This window comes from Paenarthrobacter sp. CAP02 (assembly GCF_040137855.1).
Classification (GTDB): Bacteria; Actinomycetota; Actinomycetes; order Actinomycetales; family Micrococcaceae; genus Arthrobacter.
Genome location: NZ_JBEEII010000010.1, coordinates 171,772 through 183,817, shown reverse-complemented (window position 1 = coordinate 183,817; position 12,046 = coordinate 171,772). Strand labels below are relative to the sequence as shown.

Annotated in this window: 10 protein-coding genes; 7 read left to right on the top strand and 3 right to left on the bottom strand. The window is 65.2% G+C overall.

Annotated features, from left to right (window positions below):
* Window positions 1-11: 11 nt before the first annotated feature.
* Complete coding sequence (locus ABHM97_RS17475) at window positions 12-809, bottom strand: DeoR/GlpR family DNA-binding transcription regulator (protein ID WP_349471674.1); 798 nt, start codon at window positions 807-809, stop codon at window positions 12-14.
* Window positions 810-970: 161 nt separating this feature from the next.
* The gene (gene acs / locus ABHM97_RS17470; protein WP_349471673.1) at window positions 971-2,974 is read right to left on the bottom strand and encodes an acetate--CoA ligase; all 2,004 of its coding nucleotides are present in this window, start codon (window positions 2,972-2,974) and stop codon (window positions 971-973) included.
* 475 nt (window positions 2,975-3,449) lie between these two features.
* Between acs and ABHM97_RS17465 the strand changes: the two genes are divergently transcribed.
* Genes ABHM97_RS17465 through ABHM97_RS17455 form a run of 3 tightly spaced genes read left to right on the top strand, consistent with a single transcriptional unit; the run spans window position 3,450 to window position 6,354 of the window.
* Window positions 3,450-4,874, top strand: a complete 1,425-nt coding sequence (locus ABHM97_RS17465; protein WP_349471672.1) for a hypothetical protein — start codon at window positions 3,450-3,452, stop codon at window positions 4,872-4,874.
* Window positions 4,875-4,885: 11 nt separating this feature from the next.
* Window positions 4,886-5,680: an endonuclease III gene (nth, locus tag ABHM97_RS17460; RefSeq protein WP_349471671.1), complete on the top strand. Its 795-nt coding sequence runs from the start codon at window positions 4,886-4,888 to the stop codon at window positions 5,678-5,680.
* Window positions 5,677-6,354: an NUDIX hydrolase gene (locus ABHM97_RS17455; protein ID WP_349471670.1), complete on the top strand. Its 678-nt coding sequence runs from the start codon at window positions 5,677-5,679 to the stop codon at window positions 6,352-6,354. The genes nth and ABHM97_RS17455 overlap by 4 nt, the downstream gene beginning before the upstream one ends.
* A gap of 42 nt (window positions 6,355-6,396) precedes the next feature.
* Here ABHM97_RS17455 and ABHM97_RS17450 read toward each other — a convergent pair whose 3' ends face one another.
* Window positions 6,397-8,088 carry a bifunctional 3'-5' exonuclease/DNA polymerase gene (locus tag ABHM97_RS17450; RefSeq protein ID WP_349471689.1) on the bottom strand — a complete coding sequence of 564 codons (1,692 nt, stop codon included), beginning with the start codon at window positions 8,086-8,088 and terminating at the stop codon, window positions 6,397-6,399.
* 152 nt (window positions 8,089-8,240) lie between these two features.
* Here ABHM97_RS17450 and ssd point away from each other — a divergent pair, with 152 nt between their 5' ends.
* From ssd to ABHM97_RS17430, 4 genes are all read left to right on the top strand, one after another.
* Entirely contained in the window at window positions 8,241-9,353 is a 1,113-nt protein-coding gene (gene ssd, locus ABHM97_RS17445) for a septum site-determining protein Ssd (RefSeq protein ID WP_349471669.1), read from the top strand.
* Complete coding sequence (locus tag ABHM97_RS17440) at window positions 9,350-10,612, top strand: TadA family conjugal transfer-associated ATPase (RefSeq protein WP_349471668.1); 1,263 nt, start codon at window positions 9,350-9,352, stop codon at window positions 10,610-10,612. The genes ssd and ABHM97_RS17440 overlap by 4 nt, the downstream gene beginning before the upstream one ends.
* Before the next feature lie 131 nt (window positions 10,613-10,743).
* Window positions 10,744-11,385 carry a type II secretion system F family protein gene (locus ABHM97_RS17435; protein WP_349471667.1) on the top strand — a complete coding sequence of 214 codons (642 nt, stop codon included), beginning with the start codon at window positions 10,744-10,746 and terminating at the stop codon, window positions 11,383-11,385.
* Between the two features lie 113 nt (window positions 11,386-11,498).
* A complete protein-coding gene (locus ABHM97_RS17430) occupies window positions 11,499-11,993 on the top strand; it encodes a type II secretion system F family protein (RefSeq protein WP_502921305.1) in 495 nt (164 codons plus the stop codon).
* The last annotated feature ends 53 nt before the right edge of the window (window positions 11,994-12,046 follow it).

Genomic DNA, 12,046 nt, shown 5'->3' with positions numbered 1-12,046 from the left:
TGAGAGCCGGCCTAGCTGGGTTGCGTCTCCGCGATCCGAAGCTTCGCCACGTTCTCTTCCAGCACCCGCCGGGCGTCTTCACCCAGCAATGAGTCTGTGATGAGTTCGTCGGCCTCCTCCAACTGGGCGATCGAAGCGATCCCCACGACGCCCCATTTGCTGTGATCGGCCAGGATCACCGTGCTCCGGGCGGAGGCCATGAACGCACGGTTGGTCTCGGCTTCGAGGAGGTTGGGGGTAGTGAAGCCCGCGTGGGCATCCATGCCGTGGACACCAAGGAACAGGACGTCCAGGTGGAGTTGCTTCAAGGAGGCGGTAGCAATGGGTCCCACCAACGCGTCCGATGGCGTCCGCTCGCCACCGATCAGGATGACGGTGGAACCAAACCGGGCAGGACCGGAGGAAGCGCCGTGATGAAAAAGGTCGGCAATTCGGACAGAGTTGGTCACGACTGTGATGCGGGGACCGTTGACGAGTTCCTTCGCCAGTGCCCAGGTGGTGGTGCCGGCGCCGAGACCGATCGCCATGCCTTCCTGCACCAGGGAAGCTGCTTCTACGGCGATCGCGTGCTTCTCGGCGGTCAGCTGCGTGGACTTGAGCTCGAATCCGGGTTCGTGGGTGCTGGCATCACCTGGCAGTTTGGCGCCACCGTGGATTCGCTCCACCCGGCCGGATTCCTCGAGGGCTTCGATGTCGCGCCGCACGGTCATGGGGGAGACGCCAAGGAGTTGGGCGAGGTCAGAGACCCTTACGACGCGTTCGCGCTGGACGGCGTCGATGATGGCGGAGTGGCGTGCTGCCTGAAGCATCAGGGCCTTTCTGGGAACCTCGTCAAAAGTGGGGCTGGGTCTGGCTCCAGTCTAGGACGCGGGACTCGCCGACGCCGGTAAGGCACCCCACCGCAGCAGGAACGCACGACGGCGCCACTCACCCCGTGGGGCGAGCGGCGCCGTCGTTGATCCTGGTCGGGCTACTTGCGGAGCGACTCCGCGATCTGGGTCATGATGCCGGGGTCTGCCAAGGTGGTGGCATCGCCGGTGTCGCGTCCTTCTGCGATGTCCTTGAGCAGGCGGCGGACGATCTTGCCGGAACGGGTCTTGGGCAGTTCCGGCACGATCAGGAGCTGCTTGGGCTTGGCGATCGGTCCGATTTCCTTGCCCACGTGGTTGCGCAGTTCCAGCACGGTTTCGTCGCCGTTGTTCACGGCGTCACCGCGGAGGATGACGAACGCGACGACGGCCTGGCCGGTGGTCTCGTCAGCGGCGCCCACCACGGCGGCTTCGGCGACGGACGGGTGGCTGACAAGGGCGGACTCGATCTCGGCGGTGGAGAGCCGGTGGCCCGAGACGTTCATGACGTCGTCCACGCGGCCCAGGAGCCAGACGTCGCCGTCCTCGTCCTTCTTGGCACCATCGCCAGCAAAGTACATGGCCTCGAACCGGGACCAGTAGGTGTCCTTGAAACGCTCGGGGTCGCCCCAGATTCCGCGAAGCATGGAGGGCCACGGTTCGCGGACCACAAGGTAGCCGCCTTCGCCGTTGGCCACCGAGGCGCCGTTCTCATCCACGACGTCCACGGCGATCCCGGGCAGCGGGACCTGCGCCGAGCCGGGCTTGGTGGCGGTGACGCCGGGCAGCGGTGCGATCATCTGAGCGCCGGTTTCGGTCTGCCACCAGGTGTCCACGATCGGTGCCGGGTGTTCCTTCTTCTCGCCGTTCTTGCCGGCGTTCCCGCCGATCACGTCCCGGTACCACATCCACGCTTCGGGGTTGATCGATTCGCCCACGGATCCCAGGACACGGATGGAGGAGAGATCGTACTTGTCCGGGATCTCGCGACCCCACTTCATGAATGTGCGGATCGCCGTGGGTGCCGTGTAGAGGATGGAGACCTTGTACTTCTCCACAATCTCCCACCAGCGGCCCTGGTGCGGGGAGTCGGGCGTGCCTTCGTACATGACCTGGGTGGCGCCGTTGATGAGTGGCGCGTAGGTGACGTACGAGTGGCCGGTGACCCATCCGACGTCGGCCGTGCACCAGTACACGTCCGTTTCCGGGTGGAGGTCGAACACGGCCTTGTGGGTGTAGGCGCCCTGCGTGAGGTAGCCGCCGGTGGTGTGCAGGATGCCCTTGGGCTTGCCGGTGGTGCCGGAGGTGTAGAGGATGAACAGCGGGTGCTCGGAATCATGCCCGACGGCGGTGTGTTCGGTATCTGCCTTGTCAACCGTCTCGGACCACCAGAGGTCGCGGCCTTCCACCCAGTTGACGTCCTCGCCGTTGCGCTTGACCACCACGACGTTCTGGACAGTATGACCTTCCTTGGAGAGGGCTTCGTCCACGGCGGGCTTGAGCGGGGAGGGCTTGCCACGGCGGTAGGTACCATCGGCAGTGACAACGAGCTTGGCTTCGGCATCCTCGATCCTGGAACGCAGGGCATCTGCGGAGAACCCGCCGAACACCACGGAGTGCACGGCACCGATCCGGGCGCAGGCAAGCAGCGTGATGACGGCCTCGGGAATCATGGGCAGGTACACGGCCACGCGGTCGCCCTTGGCCACGCCGAGGGCTTCGAAAGCGTTGGCGGCTTTCTTGACCGCTTCTGTCAGCTCCGCGTACGTGTAGGTGCGGGTGTCGCCGGGTTCGCCTTCGAAGTAGATGGCAACGCGGTCGCCCAGTCCGTTCTCCACGTGCCGGTCCAGCGCGTTATAGGCGGCATTGACCTCGCCACCGACGAACCATTTGGCAAACGGAGGGTTGGACCAGTCGAGGGCTTCAGTGAAGTCCTTGTCCCAGGTCAGCAGCTCGCGGGCCTGCTTGGCCCAGAACGCGGGGCGGTCCGCCTCAGCCTCTGCGTAGGCGTCAGCACTTGCGACGGCGTTGGCCGCGAACTCTGCCGACGGCGCGAACTTGCGGTTCTCGTGAAGGAGGTTTTCAAGGGCCTCGACGTGTGTGGATCCGGTGGTGTCCTGGGACATGGTGAACCTCATTATTCATCGATCTTTGCTTCGCGGATCCTTTCCATAGGTCCGTGCGCGAGCCGTTCCCCGGCGTCGCGCAGGTCCCGCGGAAGGTCCGCAGAGTGCTGTCCGCCAACAACACTATCTCTTTGGAAGGTCCTACGTGTGCGTGGTCACAAACCCGGCCGTGAGCGGCGCACATTTAGCGCCGAATGGCGGCTGGCGCCGTGAGGAACCGTTTACATGACGACGACGGCGGCGGGCCCTGGCTCACGCTGTTGGGGCGGGAGTTTGGCGGCGAACAATGTAAGGGACCTTGGAGTTTGCTGTGGGCGAAGCCGTATGACCGTTTTCCGCTGGAACCCTGTCAGTGGGGTGGCATAGGCTGAAGAAGCCTTGGAACCCATCTTCTGGCGTGTCCGGTTTCCTGCAGATTCCTGCGGAGATAACCGGGCCGGACTGTCCAAGGCGCCGCCGTACGAAGGAGAAACAGATGAACCAGCTGAGCCCAGGCCCGCACGACTCACAACCGACGGGACCGGACACCACGGCTGGAACGGCCACCCCTGCAAGCGGCACCGCTGACGGGAAGCCGTCGAAGTTCGACGCTGTCGCCGGTCCTTTTACCATCCGGGACCTCACCGTGTTCGGCTCCACCCTCCTGATGTTCGTGGCATCCCTCCTGCCGATGTTCGGAGAGCGCTACAACCTCTGGAACCTAGGGAACCTGTTCTTTCTGCTGCTCGGCATCATCCTGCCCTTGGTCGTGACGGCACTGTTCGTAGCCCGCAGGTTGCAGCCAAAAACCGTTGTGCGCATCGGCTCCCTGTCCATTGACCAGTTTGCATCGGTCACGGCTTCCTTCGCTTTCCCGCTGTTTTTCCTGACGATCGCCGACTCCTTCAACGGTGGTGTGCTGCTGGGGTTGGTTGGTTCGGTGGGCCTGCTGGCTGCGACAGTTCTTGGCCCTCATCTTCCGTGGCTCTCCGCTGATTTCAAGGGGCGTGTCGAGACGCCGGCGCACGTTATTGCCCGTGAAGCGGTTGTGCCTAGCCGTAAGCCTGCCGCTCCCAAGGCGCCGAAAGCGCCCAAGCCGGCCGCAACTCCGTCCACTCCGGGCTTTGAAGGATCGGCTGCCGGATACCAGGCTCCGGGTCCCGTAGTTTCATCGGGAACAGCCGGCGCTGCCGCTGGTTCCAGTGCTGCCGTTGGTTCGGCCGCTGCCGCGGGTTCCAGCCCGTTGGCGCCGGCCGCTTCCGCAAATACAGAGCCGTCAGCTGCCACCGCGGCCTCCGCCGTCGTTCATTCAGCCGACGCCGGCTCCGGTTCGGCGCCTGCTGCCTCCGGTGCTGGTGCATCGCCCGCAACACCTGTGGCTCAACCGGCCACCTCAAACGGAGCAGTTGCGTCCAGCGAAGATGGCAAGGCCCCGGCGTCTGCTCCGGAGCCGGCAACTACCCAGCACGCCGCTCAGCCCGCGGCGCAGCCGGGGCCCGCGGAGGCAGGACCGGCCCAGCCGGCCAACGCCCAGCCGACCGCGGCCCAGCCAGCGGCGGCCCAGCCAGCGGCGGCCCAGCCGACCGCGCAGCAGCCGACCAACGCCCAGCAGCCGTGGGCTGCCACGATGGCTACTCCCATCGTTTCCGGTGACACCCGGCGCGTCAGCGACTCCATCGGCGCCACCGTGGACCCGGCAAGCCGTCCGGAGGAATCCGATTCCCCCGCGTATGAGGCCTTCTGGTTCGCTGTCGCCCAGCCACGCACGGCGTACGATGAACACTCCGGTGCTCCTTCCTTCACCATCGAACCCGGCGGATGGGTCCTCGCCTTGGAGGACCGCGGCCACGAGTTCCTGGTTCAGGACACTGACGGCAAGGTTGGGGTCCTCAGGGAGCTCAGCAACATCGAACGCGGCTAGGCGGGGACGCCGTGGCCACCGCCGAAGCTGGTTCGCTCCTCGCACTCAAACGCCGGGCACGCAAGATCAACAGGGTTCTCGCCGAGAAGTACCCTTACGCGCATGCGGAGCTGGACTTCCGGAACCCGTTCGAACTGGTCGTGGCCACGGTCCTTTCCGCCCAGACCACCGACGTTCTGGTCAACCAGGTCACCAAGGTCCTGTTTGCCCGTTACCCGGACGCACGGACCATGGCTGAAGCGGACCCCTTTGAACTTGAAGCAATCCTTCAGCCGACAGGCTTCTTCAGGGCAAAAGCCCGCAATGTCCTGGCGCTCAGCACCCGTTTGGTGGACGAGTACGACGGCGAGGTCCCGGGTCGGTTGGAGGACCTGGTAACGCTGCCGGGAGTTGGGCGAAAGACCGCCAACGTTGTCCTGGGAAATGCCTTCGGAGTTCCCGGGATCACCGTCGACACGCACTTTGGACGCTTGGCACGACGGTTCGGCTGGACTGCGTCGGATGATCCGGTGAAGATCGAATTTGATGTAGCCGAGCTGTTTGAGCGTCGGGACTGGACCATGCTCTCGCACCGCGTGGTGTTCCACGGACGCAGGATCTGCCATGCCAAGAAGCCGGCGTGCGGTGCCTGCCCTGTCGCCAGCCTCTGCCCGAGCTACGGCGACGGTGAAACAGATCCCGTCAAAGCGGCCACGCTGCTGAAGTATGAGCTCGCCCCCGGAAATGAAGCATTGCTGGAACGGTTGCTGGCTGAGACCCATCGGGCCGCGGAAATCCGCATGGAATCTCAAAGGAGGCCCGGGTGACCGCGCTTGAGGAGTTGTCAGCACTCGTTGCCCGCTACGAGTCCGGCGAGCAACAGACCTCAAGCCTGTGGGCCCAGCTGCCCGTCCTTGAGGAGACAAACCGTGCTGCCGCTGTCCTGATGTTGTTCGGCGTGCTGGACAACGTGCCCGCAGAATCCGGGCGTCCCATCGCCCCGGCCGACCTTGACGTCCTCCTGTTGGAGCGGGCGCACACCCTTGACGACCATCCAGGGCAGGTGGCCTTTCCCGGCGGCAGCGTGGACCCGGAAGACGAATCGGTGGTTGCCGCGGCCCTGCGGGAAGCCGTGGAAGAAACCGGTTTGGATGCCAGCGGTGTCCGTGTGCTCGGTGTGATGCCTGAGCTCGGACTTATCCGCAGCAACTTCCGGGTCACTCCGGTGCTGGCCTGGTGGGATGCCCCGTCACCTGTCCGCGTGGTGGACTATGGCGAATCTGCCCAGGTTTTCCGGGTACCCGTCCGGGACCTGCTGGACCCGGTCAACCGTGTCAGCGCCACCATCTCGCGGTTCGGCCGCACGTATACCAGCCCGGGCTTCACCGTTAATGGCGTGTTGGTGTGGGGCTTCACCGGAATGGTCCTGAGCGGCCTTTTCGATGAACTGGGCTGGACCGTTCCGTGGGACCAGAACAAGCTCCACGACATCGATCTCTAACAAGGCCCCGAAGGTGCCGTGCAGGGCCCTGAGCTCTTCCGGTTACTTGGCCTTGTCGTAGGAATCGACGACGGCGACACTCACCGGGAACTCCACCGGCACCTGCCCGAACATGAGCAGCTTCGCCGCTGCCGCAGCCTCTTCGATGGCCCTGATGCAGTCGTCCACAGCGTCGTCAGGCGCGTGAACCATGACTTCGTCGTGCAGGAAGAAGACGAGTTCACCGGAGGGCAATCCGTCGGCCCGGAAAGCCCGCAGCCGCCGTCGTAATTCAGCGAGCCAGCACGCCGCCCATTCGGCCGCGGAGCCCTGGACCACGAAGTTGCGGGTGAAGCGGCCGCGTGAGCGTGCCAGGCTGTCCGCCCGGCGCTGCTCCTCGGCGGTGGTGGATTGCTGGCTCCGTAACCAACCGACTGACGGGGGTGGGCTGCTTCGCCCGAGCCTCGTCGTCACGGTCCGGCCCGCTTCGCCTTCACGGGCCGCCTGTTCCACGAACCCCACCGCCCGGGGATAGGTGCGCGTGAGCTGGGGCATGAGCCTGCCCGATTCGCCGGTGGTAGCGCCATAGATCGCGCCCAGGAGCGCAATCTTCGCCTTGGCTCGGTCACCACCAAACCCTTGCGCCGCGATACCTGCGTAGAGGTCCTTGTCCCGTGCCGCTTCGGCCATTTTGGTGTCCTGCGCCAGTGCCACCAGGACGCGGGGTTCCAGCTGGGAGGCGTCAGCGACGATGAGCTTATGACCGGGATCGGCGTGGACTGCTGCCCGGATGTTGCGCGGTATCTGCAGGGCACCACCACCGCGGGAAGCCCAGCGCCCTGAAACTACTCCGCCCACGACGTACTCCGGGTGGAACCGGCCGCCACTCACCCAGGCGTCCAGCCAGGCCCAGCCGTTGGCCGTGTACAGGCGCGACAGCTTCTTGTAGGCCAGCAACGGCTGGATGGCAGGGTGCTTCGACTCCTGGAGCTCCCACTGCCGCGTACTTTTTACTTCGATACCGTTCCGGTGCAGGGCCCGCATGAGGTCCTGCGGGGAGTCGGGGTTCAAACCAGGGGAGTTCAGGATGCTGCGGAGTTCGGCGCATAGGGCCTCAAGTGCTGGCGGCCGGTGTCCTGGTTGGGGCCGTGGACCGAGGACATCCGCCAGGATCTGTTGATGGAGCTCCTCCCGCCATGGGACACCGGCGTGTTGCATCTCGACGGCGATGATGGCGCAGGCTGACTCAGCGGCGAGCAGCAGTTGGAGGCGCTGCCGCTGCTGCTGGTCCGTGGACACCTGGGCGACGGCATGCTGTTGGGCCGTGAACTCTTCCTTGAGCTCAGCCAGGCCGGCTTTCGGAGCTGAGGTGACGATGTCATCGAAGAGGGCGCCTTGGTCGGCGGGCGGCGGCGGGGGCTGCAGGACGCGGGGAGGTGTCGCATCGTCGTCCTGAGTGAGCTTCACGGCGTTCTTTGCGTAGTCCGTGTGGGCTGTGAACTCCGAATGGGCCAGGATCGCCCCACACAAGGCCAGATCGTGGCACCGTTCCAGCTCGACTCCGTGAATCAGGAGTTCCGGGTACCAGTCCTGGGCGCGGTGCCACACCCAGCGGGGCCGCTGGGTTTCCAGCTCACGCACGACGCCGGGCAGCTCGCCACGTGTGACAAGGCGTGGGTCCGCCGTAGCTTTTCCCGTGGGGGAGATTCTCTGTATGGCTGCGCCTTCCTGGTGGGCGGCGAGCAGCAAATACATGGTTTCCATTCTGCCTTGTGCGGCGGTGTGCCGTGGCCTTTCTCCACAGGGCTTGGTCCGACCCGTCCTCCACACCGCTGGCGGCGCTGCTTTATGCACATACGGATGATGGGCCCTTCAAGCTGGAGTCTCCGGCAGCCATGGTGGGGTTCATGAGCAAGCACGATCGAAGGCAAAAACGAACCGGGAGTCCGGATGTCGAGGTAGGTGCCAACTGGCTGCCTCAGGATGCCGTTGAAGTCCTCCTCGTATCCAGTGATAGCTACCTTCAAGAGGAGGCCAAACGAATCGTTGCGGCCGCAGGGGGAAGCCTGCGGACCGCGGCGGATGTCGGGGAAGCCCTCCACGGGTGGGACAGCGCCGCCGTCGTCCTGGTGGGCAGTGACGTGCGGGAGTTACCACCGCGGCGAAGAGCGCCGACGGTGCTGCTGGGCAGGGCCTCGGACGGGGACGGACTGTGGAGGTTGGCAGCTGCCTTGGGAGCCGAACGTGTGGCGGTACTGCCTGAAGCAGCTGGCTGGTTGGCCGAACACCTCAGCCTGTCCGGGTCCCCTGACCCGGGCGGGAACGTGGTGGGTGTCATCGGCGGAAGCGGCGGGGCAGGCGCCACTACCACCGCGGTCTGGCTTGCCCAGGCAGCTGCCAGCCACGGCATCAGCACCATGCTCATCGACGGAGATCCTTGGGGCGGTGGGCTGGAACTGGCGGTGACGGCAGATGACATTCCCGGCCTTCGATGGCCGGACTTCGCAGAAACCAGGGGAAGCATCGACCCCACCAAGTTACGGGAGTCCTTGCCGATCGCGGGAGGGTTCGCCTATTTGTCGTGGCCAGGAACACGGGACGCAGTCCCGACTCCCGACGCCGGCGCGGTGGCTGCCGTCATGGATGCCGCGCGCCGGAGTTTCGAGCTCATCGTGGTGGACATTGGGCGAAACGGTGACGGAACGTCGACGCTCGCTTGGGACTGCGACAGATTGCTGCTCCAAGCCCTGTCCCACCTGAAGTCCGCGGTCGCTGCTGCACGGATCCTGCAAGAACTCCCGCCAGTGGATTCGGGCCTGCTCATCCGCGGAAACAGTTCCACATCAGTCGACGCTTCGCTGATTGCGGATTCTTTGGGTTTGCCGCTGGTGTGCCGGGTTCCGGAGCTTCGGGGAGTAGCGTCAGGGACTGAGCTGGGACGCCTGCTGGAACTGGGCCGTCGTAAACCTGTGGTTCGTTTTGCCGAGGCTGTCCTTGAACTGGATGGAAAAGGCCAATGAATCGCGTACCCGATTCCGCACGCAGGAGGCATGGCCGGAGGCTGGACTCGGTCCTTCTCGAAACCGTTCGGGAATCAGTGCTCGCCGGTAGTGGGCCCGTGACTCCGTCCACCGTTGCGGCAGCAGTCCAGGCAAGCGGCAGGCTGCTGGGGGCGGCTGGTGCGTTGGAAGCGGCCGAGTCGATCAATGCGGAGCTGAACGGACTTGGCCCCCTCCAGCAACTGGTCCGGGACCCCGCCGTCACGGATATCTTCGTCAACGGCCCGGAGTCAGTATGGGTGGACCGCGGCCAAGGCCTTGAACGTTCAGCCATTCGCTTCGACGACGAGCAACAGGTCCGGTCGCTCGCCTCCCGGTTGATCTCGGCCGGCGGACGCAGGCTGGACGACGGTTCCCCGTGCGTGGACGTCAGGCTGAACGGCGGCTACCGGATTCACGCCGTGCTCCCGCCCATATCGACAGCCGGCACCCTTCTGTCCGTTCGCATCCGACGCGAGGAAGTCTTCGCTCTGGAGGAACTGCGGGAAGGGGGCATGTTTCCCGAGCACGTGGAGGTAGTCCTTCGCGCCATCATGGCCCGCAAGCTGAGCTTCCTGGTCAGCGGTGCCACAGGCTCGGGAAAGACAACGTTGCTCTCTACTTTGCTCGGGCTCAGCAGTCCGACGGAGCGCCTGGTGTTGATAGAAGACGCGGCGGAGCTCAACCCGGTCCACCCTCACGTGGTGACGCTGGAGTCGCGGCACGGGAACCTGGAGGGTGGAGGTGCGTTGGACCTCGGAGAGCTGGTCCGGCAGGCCCTGCGCATGCGTCCTGACCGATTGATTGTTGGAGAGTGCCGTGGAGCTGAGGTCCGTGAACTACTGACTGCGCTCAACACCGGGCACACAGGCGGTGGGGGAACCATCCACGCCAACACCGCAGAGGCCGTTCCGGCACGTCTGGTCGCCTTGGGCGCGCTCGCAGGGCTGAACGCGGAGGCCGTCCGGTTGCAGGTTTCGAGCGCCTTGGATGTGGTGATCCACGTGGAGCGGACGCAGTGGGGACGCAAGGTGGCATCCATTGGTGTCCTGGCTGACACCCCTGAGGGCCAAAAGGTAGTGGCTGCGCTCCGACGTAGTCCGTCCGGAATGGAACCTGGACCGGCGTGGCCGGGACTCGCCGGCCGGCTCGGGCTGGACCCTGCCGACCCGAAGAGGGCGGCAACGCATCACGCCCTCCAGGTTCCGGCCCCTTCGACGGTGATGGGCCGGAACGGATGATCGCCGTATTCGTCATCGTCACGGGCTTAGCGGCGTGGGTGAATCTCCGAGGCAGCCGTGCTGACAGCCGGAGGGTCAGGCGCAGCTTGGGAAAGCCGGCCGTGCTGGGTGGGGGTTTCCAAGGCTTCAGAGTGGGTTTGCTACGCAGGAAGAAGCGCCCGACGCCCCTGTCCCTGGTGGTTTTGGTCCAGCAACTTGCCGCCTTGCTGCGTGGTGGCCGGGGGAATTCCCGGTTGTGGGAAGAACTCTGGCTGGTTCACGCAGCGCAGCAGGACGAAAACCGCGTCGCATCAACCGAAACGGCCTTGCTTTCTGACAGGTCACAAAGGGTGCTGGCCGGCGCACGTGCAGCGGCCGCCGTCGGAAATTCACCGGCCCATGCCATCCGCAGCTCAGCAGCCAAGTCATACACGGCCCGGGGAAGCAACGAGCGGCGCGTGTGGATGGAGCTCGCCGCGTGCCTGGAAGTAGCAGAAGCCAGCGGCTGCCCGCTGGCGGACCTCCTCTCCCGCTTCGCAGCCCAACTCATCGCCGAAGAGGATGCGGAGGCCGCCCGGCAAACTGCGCTCGCAGGTCCCAAAGCGACAGTGAAGCTGTTGTCGTGGCTCCCGGTTTTCGGACTGCTCCTCGGGATGGCCCTGGGGGTGGACCCGTTGGGAATCCTGCTGGACAACATCCTTGGTGTTGCAACCTTCGGAGCGGGGCTACTGCTGACCGTTGCGGGCCGCGTCTGGTCGTCACGGCTGGTTGCCTCAGCTGCAGGGGGATACTGATGTCCGGAGTCATGCTGATGGTTGCCGTTCTGGCTTTGGCCTCATTCATCTGTTGGGCCAGACCCGGGCATCATAAGGGCCCGTTGGGAACACCGCATGGAATTCCCTGGGCTTTGGCGGGCACGCCCGGCCCGGAGGCCTCCGACGGGCCGGAGCATCCTCGCTCGCCAACCGACGGTCTCCGCGACACAGCGATGATGCTGGAGCTGGTGGCTTCCATGCTCGACGCTGGTGCGGGCATCGGGCGTGCGTTGGAGCTCATCTCTCGCGCGGCTTCCCCGTCGATCCAGCAGTCGCTGAGACCAGTCGTTGCGGCACTGGCAATTGGAGCCGACTGGGAGACCGCCTGGCGGACTCCCACGCAACCCTCACCCGAAGTGGTGCGGTTGAAAAATGCGCTGGCTTTCGCAGCCATCACGGGTGCTCCGTCGGCGTCGATCCTTTATGCCCAAGCGGCCCGGGAACGGCGCGAAGCCTTCCGTGCCGCAGAGAAGCGGGCGGCAGCGTTGGGCGTGAAACTAGTCATTCCATTGGGCCTTTGTTCGTTGCCCGCCTTCATCTGCCTTGGCATCGTGCCCGTGCTGATCGCCATGGTGCCTTCTGGCTGAGCGGGTCACCCCCTACAGCTCCCTGAGCGCCCGCCGCGCCATCGTGACGGGCG